This window comes from Saccharothrix coeruleofusca (assembly GCF_014648515.1).
GTDB classification, from domain to species: domain Bacteria; phylum Actinomycetota; class Actinomycetes; order Mycobacteriales; family Pseudonocardiaceae; genus Actinosynnema; species Actinosynnema coeruleofuscum.
The window spans coordinates 122,681-138,930 of record NZ_BMRG01000018.1 but is presented as its reverse complement, the minus strand read 5'-3'; the positions used below and the strand labels follow the sequence as shown (position 1 = coordinate 138,930).

General features: G+C 74.6%; 11 protein-coding genes and 1 tRNA gene. 3 read left to right on the top strand and 9 right to left on the bottom strand.

The annotated features are described in order from the left end of the window. Positions 1-10: 10 nt before the first annotated feature. A complete protein-coding gene (locus tag IEZ00_RS30335; protein WP_189226785.1) occupies positions 11-1,216 on the bottom strand; it encodes a cytochrome P450 in 1,206 nt (401 codons plus the stop codon). A 158-nt stretch (positions 1,217-1,374) separates the two neighbouring features. Between IEZ00_RS30335 and IEZ00_RS30330 the strand changes: the two genes are divergently transcribed. Beyond that, entirely contained in the window at positions 1,375-2,688 is a 1,314-nt protein-coding gene (locus IEZ00_RS30330) for a cation:proton antiporter (protein WP_229796238.1), read from the top strand. 22 nt (positions 2,689-2,710) lie between these two features. Here IEZ00_RS30330 and IEZ00_RS30325 read toward each other — a convergent pair whose 3' ends face one another. From IEZ00_RS30325 to IEZ00_RS30315, 3 genes are all read right to left on the bottom strand, one after another. Further along, positions 2,711-3,589 carry a polyketide synthase dehydratase domain-containing protein gene (locus tag IEZ00_RS30325; RefSeq protein WP_189226783.1) on the bottom strand — a complete coding sequence of 293 codons (879 nt, stop codon included), beginning with the start codon at positions 3,587-3,589 and terminating at the stop codon, positions 2,711-2,713. Then, entirely contained in the window at positions 3,582-10,211 is a 6,630-nt protein-coding gene (locus IEZ00_RS30320) for a non-ribosomal peptide synthetase (protein WP_189226782.1), read from the bottom strand. Before IEZ00_RS30320 ends, IEZ00_RS30325 begins: the two co-directional genes overlap by 8 nt. Positions 10,212-10,433: 222 nt before the next feature. Beyond that, positions 10,434-10,507: transfer RNA gene (locus IEZ00_RS30315), tRNA-Arg, on the bottom strand. Between the two features lie 233 nt (positions 10,508-10,740). Here IEZ00_RS30315 and IEZ00_RS30310 point away from each other — a divergent pair. After that, positions 10,741-11,178: a nucleotidyltransferase domain-containing protein gene (locus IEZ00_RS30310; protein WP_229796242.1), complete on the top strand. Its 438-nt coding sequence runs from the start codon at positions 10,741-10,743 to the stop codon at positions 11,176-11,178. A 3-nt stretch (positions 11,179-11,181) separates the two neighbouring features. On the opposite strand, the gene IEZ00_RS30305 is transcribed toward IEZ00_RS30310, so the two are convergent. The 4 genes from IEZ00_RS30305 to IEZ00_RS30290 form a co-directional block, all read right to left on the bottom strand. Continuing rightward, positions 11,182-12,966 carry a thiamine pyrophosphate-requiring protein gene (locus tag IEZ00_RS30305; RefSeq protein WP_189226780.1) on the bottom strand — a complete coding sequence of 595 codons (1,785 nt, stop codon included), beginning with the start codon at positions 12,964-12,966 and terminating at the stop codon, positions 11,182-11,184. Positions 12,967-13,041: 75 nt separating this feature from the next. Then, positions 13,042-13,677, bottom strand: coding sequence for a YbhB/YbcL family Raf kinase inhibitor-like protein (locus IEZ00_RS30300; protein WP_306344708.1), 636 nt, complete (start codon positions 13,675-13,677; stop codon positions 13,042-13,044). A 118-nt stretch (positions 13,678-13,795) separates the two neighbouring features. After that, the gene (locus tag IEZ00_RS30295; RefSeq protein WP_189226779.1) at positions 13,796-14,371 is read right to left on the bottom strand and encodes an iron transporter; all 576 of its coding nucleotides are present in this window, start codon (positions 14,369-14,371) and stop codon (positions 13,796-13,798) included. Between the two features lie 105 nt (positions 14,372-14,476). After that, the gene (locus IEZ00_RS30290; protein ID WP_189226778.1) at positions 14,477-14,950 is read right to left on the bottom strand and encodes a DUF2000 domain-containing protein; all 474 of its coding nucleotides are present in this window, start codon (positions 14,948-14,950) and stop codon (positions 14,477-14,479) included. Between the two features lie 104 nt (positions 14,951-15,054). Here IEZ00_RS30290 and IEZ00_RS30285 point away from each other — a divergent pair, with 104 nt between their 5' ends. Further along, on the top strand, positions 15,055-15,522 hold the full coding sequence (locus tag IEZ00_RS30285) for an Lrp/AsnC family transcriptional regulator (protein ID WP_189226777.1): 468 nt from the start codon (positions 15,055-15,057) through the stop codon (positions 15,520-15,522). 19 nt (positions 15,523-15,541) lie between these two features. Here IEZ00_RS30285 and IEZ00_RS37370 read toward each other — a convergent pair. Further along, positions 15,542-16,250 (bottom strand): APC family permease (locus IEZ00_RS37370; protein ID WP_229796237.1); only part of this gene is annotated, 709 nt, incomplete at its 5' end.

Genomic DNA, 16,250 nt, shown 5'->3' with positions numbered 1-16,250 from the left:
TTGCTGGTGGTCACCATTCGACGGGCAGCGAGTCGACGCTGAAGAAGGCGGAGTTCTGCCGGAACGGCAGCCGGTCGACCGCGACGGCGGGCCGCAGATCGGGGAACCGCCGGAACAGCGCCTCGTAGACCACCCGCAGCTCCAGGCGCGCCAGTTGGAGCCCGAGGCACTGGTGGGGGCCGAACCCGCAGGCGAGGTGGCGGTGCGCGTTGGCGCGGGCGGGGTCCAGCCGCTCGGGGTCGGGGAACACCTCGGGATCGTGGTTGGCGATCATCGGCAGCACCACGACACCGGTGCCCGCCCGCACCGGCGCGCCGCCGACCAGCACGTCCTCGGTGGCCACGCGCGGCATCCACTGCGCGATCGACAGGTGGCGCAGCACTTCCTCCACGACGTTCGGCACGGCCGTCGGGTCCTCCAGGGCAGACCTGGCCTCGGGGGTGGAGGACAGCGCCAGCGCGCCCAGCGCGATCATGCTGGTGGTCGTCTCCTGACCCGCCACCAGCAGCAGGAGGACCATGGCGGCCAGCTGCGGCGGATCGAGCAGCGGGTCGGCGTCGAACGCCCGCACCAGGTCCGACAGCAGGTCGTCGCCGGGGTCGGCGCGCTTGTCCCCGGCCAGCCGCTCGATGTAGGAGCGCAGTTCGCCGACCGCCGCGCGGTAGGTCTCCGGGTTCATCTCCGGCGCCCTGGCCATCACGTCGATCAGCCGGTGGAAGTACTGCCGGTCCGCGTAGGGCACGCCGAGGATCTGGCAGATCACCATGCTGGGCAGGGGCAGCGCCAGCCGCTGCACGAGGTCCGCCGTGCGGGGTTGCCCGGCCAGCCCGTCGAGCAGTTCGTCCACCGCGGCGCGCACGACCGGCTCCAGCGCGGCCAACCGCGCCACGGTGAAGTGGGCGGTGACCTTGGTGCGGTACCGGCGGTGCTCGGCGCCGTCCATGCGGAAGAACGACAGCGTCGCGGAGGTGGACGGGGCGCCGGGGCGCGCGGTCGGGAAGCCGGGGTTGCGGCCGTCGGCGCTGAACGGTCCGGAGAGGACGGTGCGGACGTCGTCGTACCGCCCCACCAGAAGCGCTTTCCGCCCCACCGGCAGCACCACCTCGGGCACCCGCCGCTGGGCGAACAGCCGCCGGTACTCCTCGGGCACGGCGAACGGCCTGCCGGGCGGGCGCGGCGCGGGGAACCGGTGCAGCAGCTGGTCTGCGGCGCTCATCTGCGCTCACCTCCTCGGGTGCCGAACGCTAGCGCCGCGCCGTTCGGCGGTGCTGCTCAAAACCGAGCAACGCGGGCGCGGGCGGGACGGGCAGATTTGAGCAGAGCCCACCCCGCCGCGGCGCTTACTTTTCGGCCATGTCGGCTCCTGTTCCCCTCATGTCCCAGCACGTCCTGCTGGTGTTCCTGCTCCAGCTGGCGGTGCTGCTGGTGGTGGCGTTCGCCCTGGGCAGGCTCGCCTGCCGCCTCGGCCTGCCCGCGGTGGTCGGCGAACTGCTGACCGGTGTCCTGCTGGGACCGTCGCTGCTCGGCCACCTCGCGCCCGGTCTGTCCGGGTGGCTGCTGCCCCGCGACCCTGCCCAGATGCACCTGCTGGACGCGGTGGCCCAGCTCGCGGTGGTCCTGCTGGTCGGCATCACCGGTGTCCAGCTCGACCTGAAGGTGCTGCGCCGCCGCCGCGCCACCGCGTTGCGGATCAGCCTGGCGGGCTTGCTCATCCCGCTCGCGGCCGGTGTCGGCGTGGGCTACCTGCTGCACGGGCACGTGTCGCCGGGGCAGCCGGACCGCGTGGTCTTCGCCCTGTTCCTCGGGGTGGCGATGTGCGTCAGCGCCATCCCGGTGATCTCCAAGACGCTGTCGGACATGGGCCTGCTGCACCGCGACGTCGGGCAGCTCACGCTGACCGCCGGCATGGTCGACGACGCGGTGGGCTGGCTGCTGCTGTCGGTGGTGTCGGCGCTGGCGGGCGCGCACGCGCTCGGCGCGGCGGGGATGTCGGTGCTGTACCTGGCGCTGTTCGTCGCGCTGGCGGGCGTCGCGGGCAGACCGCTGGTCCGCGCGGCGCTGCGGGTGGCCGCCCGCTCCCCCGAAGCGGGTCCGCCGGTCGTGGTGGCCTGCGCGGTGATCCTGGCGGGCGCCGTGGTGACGCACGCGCTGGGCATGGAGGCGGTCTTCGGCGCGTTCATCGCGGGCATCCTCGTCGGCTCGGCGGGGCCCGAGGTCACCTCGCGGCTGGCGCCGCTGCGGACCGTGACGCTGGCCGTGCTGGCCCCGATCTTCCTGGCCGCGGCCGGGCTGCGGATGGACCTGACCTCGCTGCGGGACCCGGACGTGCTGGTCGCGGCGCTGGTCGTGCTCGCGGTCGCCGTGCTCGGCAAGTTCGCGGGTGCCTACCTCGGCGCCCGGCTGAGCAGGCTGGGCCACTGGGAAGGGCTCGCGCTGGGCGCGGGGATGAACGCCCGTGGCGTGGTGGAGGTGGTGGTGGCCATGGTGGGTCTGCGCATCGGGGTGCTGAACACGGCCGGGTACACCATCGTCGTGCTGGTGGCCATCGTGACCTCGGTGATGGCCCCGTTCGTCCTGCGGGCGGCTATGCGGCGGGTGGAGCACAGCGCCGAGGAGCGGTTGCGCGCCGCGGAGTACGACCGGATCTGGTCCCAGCAGCGCGCGGGCGAGCCGCGGCACGGGGAGTGAACCGCCGCGCGGCCGGACCGGGTCAGTGCCGACCCGGCTCGGCCAGCAGGCGCCGGACCAGGTCCGGCTCGCGGATGCGCTTGCAGGCCAGGCCCACCAGCTCCGCGGCGAAGCGGCCCCGCTCGTCGTAGAGCACCAGGTCGGAGTGGAACAGCTCCCCGGAGGGGGCCAGCCGCTCGGGGCGCGGCACGTGCACGGTGAAGCGGCCGGGCAGGGGCCGCGGCGCGCGGAACGACTCGATGAACAGGGGGATGAACGGCTCGCGCAGCGCGGCGTCGGTCTGGCCGTAGGCCACGATCGTCGCCGCGTCCAGCTTGGCGGGGTGCAGGTGGAACCGCGCCTCGGCCGGGTCGGGGTGGCTGAGGGCGAGGTCTGCGAGCAGTTCGGCGCGGCCCAGGCGCAGCACGCCGGTGCAGCGCATCGGCACGCCGTGGGAGATGTCGCGGGCGCGGGTGTAGGCGTACATGTCCTCCATGGACCGCTCCCGCCGCACGCCACCGTCCGGAACCACGGGCGGCGGTCCCGGTTCAGGGCGGTCGGCGGTGACGAGTTGGGCCTGGAAGTTCTCCCGCCAGGGGGTGAACGGCCGCTCGCCGTCCAACCAGCGGCTGCGCCCCACCAGGTGCAGGCGACCGGGCCCCGGACCGGCGGTGATCACGATCTCCCGGTCGTACCCGCCGGTGGTGGCCACCGCCTCGGTGAACAGCACGTGCCGCAGCTCGACGCCCGCCGGGTCCAGCCCGGCGGCCACCGCGATCCGGCACACGACGTCGAGGAAGGCGACGCCGGGGAGCACGGGCACGTCGTGCACCCTGTGGTTGCGCATGATGAAGTCGTCGTGCCGCAGCACCAGCCTGCACTCGGCGGGGAAGGCAGGCGCGGTCGTCGCGCCCTCAGCCATCGCCGCGCTCCACGGCTCGGACGACGACGTGCCCGTAGGAGCCGGTCGCCCCCAGCGCGTTGACCAGGGCCCGCGCGGGGGCCCCCGGCGGCCAGTCGACGAGGCGGTCGACGAGCCGCAGCGGCAGCGCGGTCCAGTCCACCAGCGGCGAGCGGTCCTCGGCCACGAGCGTGGGCGCGATCCGGCGGTGCCGCAGCTGCAGCAGCACCTTCACCAGCTGGGACAGGCCGGAGGCGGATTCCAGGTGCCCGATGTTCGGCTTGAGCGTGCCCGCCAGGACGGGGGTGCCGTCGAACACCCGCGCCAGCGCCTCCAGCTCGGCGGCGTCGGCCAGCGCCGCGCCCGCGGCGGCGCACTCCACGTAGCCGATGTCGCCGGGGCGGAGCCCGGCGCGGGCCAGGACGTCGCCGACGCAGTCCGCCAGCGCCCGCGGGTCGGGCCTGCCGAACGGCCCGCCACCGGAGTGGCCGATGCCCGTCGCCTCCACCACCGCCCGCGCGGTGTCGCGTTCCCGGCGCGCGGCGTCGAGCGGCCGCAGCAGCACCGCGGCCACGCCCTCACCGGGGCACCAGCCGGAGGAGTCCGCCGCGAAGGCCCGGACGGGACCGGTCCGCGCGAGCAGCCCCGCCGAGGACAGCAGCGCCAGGTGGTAGGGGTGCAGCACCAGGTTGGCCGCGGCCACCACGGCGGCGTCGCACTCGCCCCGGCGCAGGCTGGACACGGCCAGGTGCAGCGCGGTCAGCGAGGACGAGCAGGAGGTGTTCACCGCCACGCTCGGCCCGGTGAACCCGAAGGCGTTGGAGACGCGGTTGGGGATCTCCGAGGGCAGCGCGGAGATCCGCGCCTGGCCGCCCGCGCCCCAGGCGTCCGCGCCGACATGCTGGTAGTCCTGCCACATGGTGGCGGTGAAGACGCCGACGCGGGGAGCGGACCCCACCAGGGCGGTGGCGGTGTACCCCGCGTCCTCCAGGCAGTTCCACACCGCGTGCAGCACCAACCGCAGCTGCGGGTCGAGGGTGGCCGCCTCGGCGGGCGACAGGCGGAACCGCAGGCTGTCGAAGCGGTCCACCTGCTCCAGGAAGCCGCCCGCGACCCGCGGCGCCTCGGCCAGTCCCCGGTCGGCGGGCAGGGGCCCGACCGCGCACCGGCCGTCCCGCAGCGACGCCCAGAACTGGTCCACGTCCCCGGCGCCGGGGAAGCGCCCAGCCATGCCGATCACCGCGATGTCGTCCCCGGTGTCCTCGCCGGTGGGAGCGGGCGCGCCGAGGACGGGCGCACCCGCGGTCGCCTGTGTGGGTGCGGCGGGCCGCTCGACCGGACCCGCCATGAACGCGTGCAGGAAGACGTGCCCGTCGTCGAGGTCGAACTGGTCGCGGATGCCGTCGAACGCCACCGTGCCCACCGGGCACAGCCCCACCCCGCAGGCGGCCTGTCCCATCATCAGCACCTGGCCCGCGTATCCCGCTTCCAGCAGCAGGAAGCGCTCGGCGACCTCCTGGTAGACCGGTTCGACGCCGTGCCGCTGCCCGATGAGGTAGATGCCCACGCCGGACCGGTCGAACACCGGCCGGTTGTAGTAGAAGTGGGCGTTGCGGTCGATGCGGGGGGCGGCGTTGACCAGTTCCAGCGCGTGTTCGACCGGGTGGTAGTAGTAGATGCCCTCCGCCAGGCCCTCGACCGCGCCCGGCTTCACGTGGAGGTAGACCTGGACCGCGTAGGTGTCCCCGGCGGACGGGTACAGGTAGCGGTCCTCCCCCTTGCGCAGCAGGGACAGCAGGCGGGCGAAGGAGGCCGCGTCCAGCGCGCCCGGCAGGAAGTCCCGGCGGCTGGCGCGCCGCGCGTACACCTCGGTGGGCGGGGGGAGGTGCTCGACCGGCAGCAGGCGCGTGCCCGGCGCCGTCCTGCGGAGGTTCCACCGCTGCTGCTTGAACGCGGCGCGCTCCTCGGCGGAGAAGAGGTCCACTTCGGACGGTGGGCCGGCGGGTCGGGGCGCTGCGGGGACCGGGGTGGCCCGCGCGGGCTCCGGTGCGGGCGGGGCGGCGCCGAGGCGCTGCCCGACCACGCGCGCGATGCCGGTGATCGTCGGCTCCGCGGTCAGCGCCGCCACCGGCACCCGCTCGCCGTACCGGCTCAGCAGCCGGGCCGAGACCTGGACCATGGTGAACGACGTGGCCCCCTGGTCCCACAGGTCCTCGTCGACTTCCAGCTCCCCCGCCCCCAGCACCTCGGCGAAGACCTCCCGCACCTGCTCGACCAGGTCCTCGGGGGCCGGGGCGGCGCAGGCGTCCGCCGCCTGCCCTGGAGCGGGACGGGCGGGGGCCGGGGTGACCGCCGGGCGGTCGTCCGCCTGCTCCAGCGGCCAAGGCAGCGCGTCTCGGTCCAGCTTGCCGTTGGCGGTCGCGGGGAAGGCGGGCAGGAACGCCACGGCGCTCGGCACCATGTACGGGGGCAGGGTCTCGGCGGCGTGAGCGCGCAGCGCCTTGGCGTCGGTCCGGCCACCCTCGGCGGGCACGACGTAGGCGACGAGCCGGTCGTCACCGGAGTGGTCCCGGCGCACGGCCACCACGACGTCGCGCACCGCGGGGTGCGCGCGCAGCCGGTGCTCGACCTCGCCGGGCTCCACCCGCTGGCCCCGCACCTTGACCTGCCGGTCCGCCCGTCCGGTGATCACCAGGTTGCCGTCCGGACGCCAGCGCGCCCGGTCCCCGGTGCGCAGCATCCGCTCGCCCGCCCCGGCGAAGGGGTCGGGCACGAACCGCTCCGCGGTGAGGTCGGGCCTGCCGAGGTAGCCCAGCGCCAGGCACTCCCCCGCGGTGTACAGGTCCCCCTCGACCCCCACCGGGCAGGGCTCCAGCCGCTCGTCGAGCACGTAGTGCCGGGTGTTCGGGATCGGGCGGCCGTAGGGGATGGACCGCCAGCGGGGGTCGACCCGCTCGACCCGGAAGTAGTTGGACCACACGGTGGTCTCGGTGGGCCCGCCCAGCGCGGTGGTGCGGGCGCGTGGGAACGCCTCGGTGATCCGGTCCGGCAGCGTCACGGGGATGAAGTCGCCGCTGAGCAGGACCAGCCGCAGTCGCGCCGCCGACGGGTCGCCGCCGTGCGGGCGCAGCAGCGGCGTGAGCTGGTGGAGCGCGGTCGGCGCGGAGTTCCACAGCGTGACCGGCCGCGAGCGCAGCACGTCCAGCAGCAGCTGCGGGTCCTTCTGCTCCTCCTCGTCGGCCACGTACAGCGCCGCGCCCGCCCCCAGGACCCCCAGCACGTCGAACACCGACAGGTCGAACCCCAGTGAGGTGACGGCCAGCGCCAGGTCGTCGGGGACCAGGGCGAACTCCTCGGCGCAGAAGGCGATCAGATTGCGCACCGACCGGTGCGCCACCGCCACGCCCTTGGGCTCGCCGGTGCTCCCGGAGGTGGGGATGACGTAGGCGGTGCTCCGCTGGTCCGCCACGGGCTCGGGGTCCTCATCCGCGCGCGGGTGGCCCACCACCGCGGGGTCCCGGTCGACCTCGACCTCGATCACCCCCTCGGGAGCGGACCCGGCCGTGCCCGCCGCGGTCAGCAGCACCTCGGCGCCCGCGGTGGCCAGCACCCGCGCCACCCTGGCGGGCGGAAGGGCGGGGTCCACCGGCAGGTAGGCCCCGCCCGCCTTGAGCACGCCGTGCACGGCGGCCACCATCGCGGGGCCGCGGCGGATCCGGATGCCGACCACCCGCTCGGGGCCGACGCCCAGCTCCCGCAGCCGCCAGGCGATCCGGTTCGCCCGCCGGTTCAGCTCGACGCGGGTCATGCTCCCGGTGCGCCACCGCAGCGCGACCGCGTCCGGACCGCTGCGCGCCCACCGCTCGAACAGCCGGTGCACCGGCCCGTCGTCGGGGATCGGCACCACCGGGCCGTTCCACCGGCGCAGCACGTCCAGGCGCTGCTCGGCGCTGGGCTCGAACCCGTCGCGGAACAGCTCCAGCTCGCGGGCGAAGCCCTGGAACAGCTCGTCGACCGGCACTCCCGCGAGGTCGCCGGGCACCACGTCCCAGGCGTAGTCGAGTTCGTCGCCCTCGGCCACGGACACGCAGTCCAGCGCGCAACCGGGGGTGCTGGTCAGCCAGGGCCCCTGCCGCACCCCGGCGGGCAGCGGGTGGTCGGTCAGGTCCACCACCCCGGTGTAGACCACGGGCTGGCCCGCGCCGTCCCCGCGCTTGGAGGCGAGCCTGCGCATTTCGCGCAGCCCGCCCGCGGCCCCGGCACGGTCGTCCTGGTCGAACCGCTCCTGGTAGCGGCGGGCCGCGGCGAGCAGCGGCTCGCCCGCCGCGACGGCCCGGACCCGGGTCATGACCGAGAACTCGCCCGGTCGGGGTGCGTCGGCCCAGCGCACCGCGGGCAGCGAGAACGGCTCGGTGAAGTGCCGGGACAGCACCCTGGCGAAGGCGGCGAGCAGCACGCTGTCCGGGCTCAGGCCCAGCCCGGCCGCCCGGCGGGCGAAGTCGCGGTAGCCGGGCAGCCTTCCGGAGAACCGCTCGCGGCTGCGCTCGGGGACGCGGACGGGCAGTCGCGGGGCGGGCGGCAGGTCGGCCAGCAGCCGCCGCCAGTGCTCCGCGTCGTGCCCCTCCCGCGCGGCCGGGGGCGCGTCGGACGCGCGGAACACCGTGCCGCCGTCGGCGTAGCAGCGCCACAGCTCCCGGAACAGCGCGTGCACGCTCGGCGCGTCGCCTACCAGGAGGTCCACGGCGACGTGCGCCACGCAGCGCCCCGAGGGGTCGCGGGTCACCCGGACGTCGATCAGCGGCCAGTGCCCGAACGGCGCGGGCAGGTTCGCCATCCGGGCGCGGAGGCGTTCGCCCACCGCCCGGTGCTCCGCCTCGGAGGGCACCTCGACCAGCGCGACGTGCCACCGGTCCGGTCCGCGCGGCACGACCCGCACGCCCTCGGGGGTGAACCGGGCGCGCAGGGCGGCGTGGCGGTCCACGACGGTGCCCAGCGCGCGTTCCAGCCGTGCCAGGTCCAGGTCGTGCGCCTCGTAGCCGCGGTAGCACTGGCAGCCCTCGGGCCGCTCCTCGGCGGACAGCCGGGCCACGGCGTAGGCCTGGGTCAGCTCGGGCAGCGGCGCCGGGTCGCCCCCGCCAGGGTCGGCGGCCGCGGCGAGCAGCGCGTTGCGGAAGGCGGCGAAGACGGTCTCGACGTCGCCCGCGGCGAACCGGGAGGCGTCGACGTCCCAGCGGAACCGCAGCCCGCCGTCCTGCTCCCACATCTGGTGGTCCAGCGCCACGTCGCTGGTCTGGCTGACGCCGTGCCCGATCGCGGCGCCGAACCCGCCCGCCACGCCCGGCGCGGGTCCGACGTCCAGCAGGCTGGTGAACACCACGGCAGGCGGCACGTGGTCGCGGCCCGCGGCACGCAGGTCCTGGAGGACCTCGATGCCCGACACCGCGCCGTGCCGCAGGTGGTCGAGCAGCTGCTCGTGGGCCGCCCGCGCGCCCTCGGCGGGCGAGGCGGGCTCCCGCACGACGTGCAGGGCCGTGGAGGTGAACGGCCCCACGACCGCGTCCGCGCTCCTGGGCAGCCACGGCCGGTCACTGGTGGTGACGACCAGGGAGAAGGGGTAGCGGGCTCCGGCGCGGGCCAGGGCCCCGGTGAACAGGTGCAGCACCAGCGCGGTCGGGGACACCCCCTGGCGGGCCGCAGCGTCCTTGAGGGCGCGCCAGGGCTCGGCGGGCAGGTGCGCGTCCAGGGGGCGGCGCGGCCTGCACCCGCCCGCCTGGGCGGGCGGCGGGTCCAGCACGAGGTCGGGGCCGGAGGGCAGGTCGGCCAACTCCTGCCGCCACCACGCCAGGTCCGCCTCGCGGTGCGGCCGCTTCCTGGCCTCCAGCGCGGACAGGCACTCGCCCAGGGGCGGCCCCTGCCGCGGAAGGGGCGCGTCGGGGTGCTGGTAGCGGTCGTGCCACTGCTGGAGCAGCAGCGCGTAGCCGTGGCCGTCGGTGACGAGGGTGTCCAGGCCGAGGTGGACCACGCCCCCGCCACCGGGCAGCCTGCTCAGCTCGACCGCGAACAGGGGGCTGCTCCCGGCGGGGAAGCAGTGGTGCGACAGGCGTTCCCGCACCGACCGCAGGTGCGCCGCGACGCCGGGCGGTTCCGCGCCGGTCAGGTCGTGCACCGGCAGCGCGCAGTCCGCGGGCGGCGGCAGCACGCGCTGGGAGCCGTCCTCGTCGACCACCAGCCGGAGCGCCTCGTGGTGCTCGACGAGGTCCTGCCAGGCCCGGCGCAACCGGGCGGGGTCGACGTCGGGCACGGTGAACTCGCGGTAGAGGTGGCAGCCCGCCGCTTCCACCCCGGCACCCGCCTGCTTGGCCACCAGGTAGGCGCGCTGCAGCGGGGTCAGCGGGAGCCGCTGGGCCGGGTCCGCGGTCGCGCCGCGCAGGCGCTCGACCAGGTCCGCCGCGGTCGCGGCGCCCAGCCACGGGATGGGCAGGTCGACGGAGAACTCGTCCTTGATCCCCAGCCACAGCCGGGCCAGTGCCAGCGACGACAGCCCCCACTCGCGCAGCGCCCCCGGCGGGCGCGCCTCGGCTCCGTCCGGGCGGACTTCGGTCAGCAACCGGTCAACCGCCTCGACGATCCCCGTTGGTTCCACCTGGTTCTCCCACGCAGTCGGTACGCCGCCCAGTACGCCGGAGCGAGCGGACCGCTGCTGCCCAGTTTTGAGCGGGTGTCGACCACGGGGACCCCGGTCGTCGTCCCGCCGTGCCGTCGGTGCCGCGGGACGACTCCTACCGGCGCGGGAGTTGGTCTGGAACCGCCACCGCGAGCCGCGAGTCGTGGCCTCGGCGACTCCCGCCGGCGCGGGTTCCAGCGGCGCCCCGACCAGGATTCGAACCTGGGACCTCGCCGTTCGTAGCGGCGCGCTCTGTCCTGCTGAGCTATCGGGGCATTTCACGAGAAAAGCCGCACCGGAATTCCCAGCGCGGCTCCATCTCCCGACGCGGGATTACCTCGGAAGCTGGAGAACGGGACGCTGAGCTGCCCGTACCGGCCAGGCGAGCGGACGGGCGGCGCGTCGCCCACGCCTTTCCCGCACTTCCGCCATGACCTCTCCCCGTTCGGATCGCGTGGCCAGATCATCACCAATCCCGTCGACCTCCGTCAATGGAATATCGGATGTGCTGGAATGGGGCGTGGACGACTTCACCGATCGCGTGGCCGACCGGCTCGCCGCGCTGCCGGGGGTGCGGGCGGTGGCTCTGGGCGGATCGCGCGCCCAGGGCACGCACCGCGAGGACAGCGACTGGGACCTGGCGGTCTGCTACCGCGGCGGGTTCGACCCGCGCGCGCTGCGCGACGTGGGCTGCCCCGGCGAGGTCTCGCAGATCGGCGGCTGGGGCGGCGGCCCCTGCCGGACCAACCGCTGCCGCCGCACCCAGGCCGCCCACGCCGTCCTGGCGGCCCGCGGCGAGTGGGTCGCCAACGAGAAGACCCTGCTCAGCCGCGCCGGGCTGGACGCGGTCGACGGGATCACCGCGCGGGTGGAGGCGGACCCGGTCCGCGCGGCGGAAGAGGCCCACCGGGTGCTCTCGGCCGCCGTGCGCGTCGCCACGGGCTGATCCCTACCGGTCGTCGTGGCCCTCCTCGGCCCGCTGCCGCAGCACCTGCTCCCGCGCCCGCTCACCGCCGGGTTCCTGGTCCAGACCGCGGTAGATCATCTCCGCCTTGCCCTCGGGCAGGTGCGGGGCCAGCAGCGGCACCGCCGGGTCCACCACGGCCTCCACCACCACCGGCCGGTCCGCGGTGAACGCCTCGTGCCAGGCCCGGTCCACCTCGTCGGGCGAGTCGACCCGCAGGCCGCGCAGTCCCAGCAGCTCGGCGTAGCGGGCGTAGGGGAACTCCGGCACCCGCTGGGAGGCCGGGAAGCGCGGGTCGCCCTCCATCTCCCGCTGCTCCCAGGTGACCTCGTTGAGGTCGCGGTTGTGCAGCACCAGCACGACGAAGCGCGGATCGGCCCACGACCGCCACCGGTCGGCGACGGTGATCAGCTCCAGCAGGCCGTTCATCTGCATGGCCCCGTCGCCCGCCAGCGCCAGCGCGGGCCGGTCCGGGGCGTGCAGCTTGGCCGCCAGCGCGTAGGGCAGCGCGCAGCCCATCGACGCCAGGTAGCTGGAGGTGTGCGCGGGCGCGCCCACCGGCAGCGCCAGGTGGCGGGCGTACCAGTAGGTGACGGAGCCGACGTCCACGGCGACCTGCGCGTCGAGCGGGATGTGGCCGGACAGCAGGTGCACGACCAGCTCCGGGTTCAGCGGCTCGGCGGGATCGCGCACCCGCCTGCCGCTGAGCTCGCGCCAGCGCGCCACGGAGGCGAACACCTCCTCCTGCCAACTCCGGTCCTCGTTGCGGGGCAGCAGGGGCAGCAGCGCCCGCAGGGCTTCCCCGGCATCACCGACCAGCGGCACCTCGACGGGGTACTTGCTGCCGACCACCCGAGCCTCGATGTCGATCTGCACGGCGCGGGCCTGATCCGGCCGGGGGTAGAACTCGGTCCACGGGTCGTTGCAGCCGACGACGAGCAGGGTGTCGCACCCGGCCATCAGCTCGGCGCTGGCGGTGGTGCCCAGGTGCCCCATGACGCCGGTGTGCCAAGGCGGGTCCTCGGGCAGCACCGGTTTGCCGACCAGCGAGGCGGTCACCCCGGCGCCCAGCTTCTCCACCACCTCGGCGATCTCCCGCTCGGCCCCGGCCGCACCCCGGCCGACCAGCAGGGCGACCCGGCGTCCCCGCCCCAGCACCTCGGCGGCGCGGCGCAGGTCCTCCTGCGCGGGCACCACGCGTGGTCGCGCGGTGACCGCGGAGGAGGGGACGACGCCGTGGCTGTGCGGCAACTCGTCGACGGCGTCGGCGCGCTGCACGTCGTGCGGCACGATCAGGCACGTGGGCACCCGCTCGGCGATGGCGGTGCGCATCGCGTTGTCCAGCAGCACCGGCAACTGCTCGGGCGCGAACACGGTCTGCAGGTACTGCCCGCAGACGTCCTTGAACAGCGCGTGCAGGTCCACCTCCTGCAGGTAGCCCGTGCCCAGCGCGGTGGACACCACCTGGCCGACCACCGCCACCACCGGCCGCCGGTCCAGCTTGGCGTCGTAGAGACCGTTGAGCAGGTGGATCGCACCCGGTCCCTGGGTGGCCAGGCAGACCCCCGGCGCACCGGTGTACTTGGCGTGGCCGCTGGCCATGAACGCGGCCATCTCCTCGTGCCGGGGCTGCACGAACTCCGGGTCCCCGCCCGCGCGGCGCAACGCGGCCAGCAGCGGGTCGATGCCGTCCCCGGCGTAGCCGAAGACCCTGGCCACCCCCCAGTCGCGCAGCCTGGCCACCAGGGCGTCGGCGACCGTGCGGGCCATCGGGCCACCTCCTCGTCACAGCGTGCGCGGCGCTCGTCGAGTTCCCGGCCCGGCCGCTGTGAAACGAACGGGCGGTCAGCGCCCGAACACGCCGACCAGGGTGCCGTGCGCGAGCACCCGCCCCTCCAGCGCCGCTCGCACCTCCTCGGCGGTGGCGCCCTTACCGACCTCCAGCGGCCGGTCCACCGCGTAGAGCCGGAAGAAGTACCGGTGCTCCTCCCCCACCGGCGGACGCGGCCCGCCCCACCCCGGCTCGCCGTAGCCGTTGCGGCCGACCACCGCGCCGTCGAGCAGCGAGCCCTCCGGGATGCCGCTGGCGTTGGCCGGGATGCCGGTCACCACCCAGTGGACGAAGGGCTCACCACCGGTGTCGGGGTCCTCGCAGAGCAGCACCAGCTCCCGCGCGCCGTCGGGCACACTGGCCCACTCCAGCGGCGGGGAGGTGTTGCCACCGTCGCGGGAGTACCGGTCCGGGATGAGGGTGTGCCCGCTGAAAGCGGAGCTGCGCAGGCTCAGACCGCCCTGGTCGGCTTCACCGCCGGTGCCGGGCGGCCCGGCGGCCCGGTCGCCGAGCGGGACCGGCGGGTGCTCGCGCTGCAACTCCTCGTTGGCGGCCTGATCTGCGTGCTGGTCGGGAGTGCCGGTGTCGTCGTACTCGGCGCGCAGGCGGGTGCGGCGGACGTCATAGCCGTGGCTGCCGGGGTTGGGCATGGTGTTCTCCTCCCATTCCACCGGAGGGCCTACCCGACTGGCGCGCCGGTACACCCGAACGGCTCAGGGGACGTGGGCCGACGCACGACCGGTGCGCCACGCGGAGGCGCGGGCCCGGTCACGCGCGTGGCCGGGCATCCGGGCTGGGCTTGCGACCGGGCTCGAACGCGACGTTGAGGAACGCCACCTCCACCGGCTGCTCGTAGCGCCTGCCGTTGACCGGGTCGTGACGCATGAACGTCGGCGGGTCGATGTGGACCTGGACGTCGTAGGCTCCCGCGCCGGGCATCGTGAAGTTGGTCCCGTAGTGGTGGAGGAACGGGTGCCACAGGAACGGCAGACGGGTGTCGAGCACGTCCGCTCCGCCCCGGCTGACCGTCACGGTGACGTCCAGACCGGGCACGAACCGCCCGTCGGCGGCATCGGCGACGGCGATCTCCAAGTGCCCGTTGGCCTCCTCTGGCGCCTCGTGCCACACCAGCCGCCCGCCCCGCAGCTCGTACATCCCCTCGGCGTCCTCCTGGACCAGCGCGACCAGGAAGTCCCCGGCGCGCTTGACCACCGCGCCGGACTCCTCCCGCATGGCCTCCAACGACCGCAGGTAGGCGTCCCCCTCGGCACGGGCGAGGCCGAGCTGGTCCGGCTCGGCCTCGTTGCTCGCGCCGGTCGGGGGCGTGGTGCTCGGCGTGCTCATGCTGCCTCCCGGTGCTCGGCTCCCCCGTCGTCTACCCGCCGCGGGCGGTCGACCACCACCGCACCGCCCGTGCCACACGATCGGCGCACACCGGTCCCCCGGTCCTCACGACAGCAGCGGCAGCTTCTTGACCAGCTTGTCGACGCGGTTGCGCGGACCGACGATGCTCACCGCGCAGTAGTCGAGCGAGGTCTCCTCCCCCACCTGCCGCAGGTACTCGTCGTAAACGCGAGTGGCCTGCGCCTGCACCGGGGTGTCGGCGACGAACACGCCCAGCGACTCCACGGCCTTGGCGCGGATCTCCGCGATCCGCTCAGCGCTGGCGGCCAGGATCGAGCAGCCCGCCCACGGCAGCCCTGGGTGCAGCTGACCGGAAGCGTCCTTGGCATCGGGCCCGAGCAGCCCTCGCACCCCGACCGCGGTGGCGGAGGCCGCGCACACGGCCGCGTTCACCGCGCGTCCCGCCGGCAGCGCCTCGTCTACCAGGATGACCCACTTCAGCCGCGCCTCGCGGGTCGAGATGGTCGGGTCGACCTCTTCCGGCTCGAAACCGACCCGCACCTGCTCTTGTTCAACCACTGTCCCGCCCTGCCCTGACGATGTGCACTCCAACAGCGGTATAAGCTATGAACATCCGGAACAGATGGCAAATGATCCGTACTTAATACGGCAGAGGAGCGTTGATGGCACACCTGGACGAACTTGATAAGGCGATCATCCGAGCACTGCAGTCGGATGCACGGCGCACTAACCGCGACGTGGCGGCCGAGGTCGGCGTCTCCCCCACCACCGCGCTGGACCGCACCCGCGCCCTGCGCGAGCGCGGCGTGATCCGGGGCGCCACCCTGGACCTGGACCTGGCCGCGATCGGCCGCCCGGTCCAAGCGCTCATCGCCGTGCGCATCCGCCCACCGTCCCGGCGCAACATCGAGGCGTTCCGCAACTGGGCCCGCACCCTGCCCGAAACCCTCGGCGTGTTCGTCACCTCCGGCGCCGAGGACTTCCTGCTGCACGTCGCCGTGGCCGACAACCAGAGCCTCTACGCCCTGGTGATCGACCGCCTGACCGAGCGGGCCGAGATCGCCGACGTGCGCACCTCCGTGGTCTACGAGCACCTGCGCAACAACCACGTGCTGCCCGAACCACCGTGACCGCTCCGAACGCCCCGCATCACCCGGCGGACCGGGACCGCCGGGCGCGCAGGGCGTTGACCACGGCCAGCACCGTCCCCAACCCGACCAGTACCAGCCCGCGCAACCACACCGCGCCGTCGACGCGGGTGAACAGCAGCAGGCAGGACGCCAAACCCAACCACGGCACCACCACCGGCACCCGGAAGTGCCCCGCCTCGCCCGGTCGACGCCGCAGCACCAGCACGGCGGCGTTGACCGCGACGAAGACCACCAGCAGCAACAGCACCAGCGTCTCGGCCAACGCGTCGACCTCCCCGGTCAACGCCAGCGCCAGCGACAGCGCCGAAGTGGCCAGCACCGCCACCCACGGCGTGCGCCTACCGGGGAGGACACGGGCCAGCACCGAGGGCAGCAGCCCATCACGAGCCATGCCGTAGGCCAAGCGGGAGGACATGATCCCGGTCAGCAGCGCACCGTTGGCGACCGCGACCAGGGCCACCAGGCTGAACAGCCACTCCGGCACACCACCAGCCAGGCGCACCACCTCCAGCAGCGGGCCGCTGGAAGCCGCGAGCCGGTCGGTGGGCACCGAGGCGCTGGCCACCAAGCCGACGAGCAGGTAGACCGCGCCCGCGGTGAGCAGCGCGCCGAACAACGCCCTGGGATAGGACCGCCGGGGGTCCTGGACCTCCTCGGCCAGGTTGACCGAGGTCTCGAACCCCACGAACGAGTAGTAGGCCAGCACG

Excerpts from the sequence above, each read along its gene's own strand:
- IEZ00_RS30300 (WP_306344708.1), bottom strand. The coding sequence starts at position 13,677 with ATGCCCAACCCCGGCAGCCACGGCTATGACGTCCGCCGCACCCGCCTG.
- IEZ00_RS30335 (WP_189226785.1), bottom strand. The coding sequence starts at position 1,216 with ATGAGCGCCGCAGACCAGCTGCTGCACCGGTTCCCCGCGCCGCGCCCG.
- IEZ00_RS30325 (WP_189226783.1), bottom strand. The coding sequence starts at position 3,589 with ATGGCTGAGGGCGCGACGACCGCGCCTGCCTTCCCCGCCGAGTGCAGG.
- IEZ00_RS30305 (WP_189226780.1), bottom strand. The coding sequence starts at position 12,966 with ATGGCCCGCACGGTCGCCGACGCCCTGGTGGCCAGGCTGCGCGACTGG.
- IEZ00_RS30295 (WP_189226779.1), bottom strand. The coding sequence starts at position 14,371 with ATGAGCACGCCGAGCACCACGCCCCCGACCGGCGCGAGCAACGAGGCC.
- IEZ00_RS30285 (WP_189226777.1), top strand. The coding sequence starts at position 15,055 with ATGGCACACCTGGACGAACTTGATAAGGCGATCATCCGAGCACTGCAG.
- IEZ00_RS30330 (WP_229796238.1), top strand. The coding sequence starts at position 1,375 with ATGTCCCAGCACGTCCTGCTGGTGTTCCTGCTCCAGCTGGCGGTGCTG.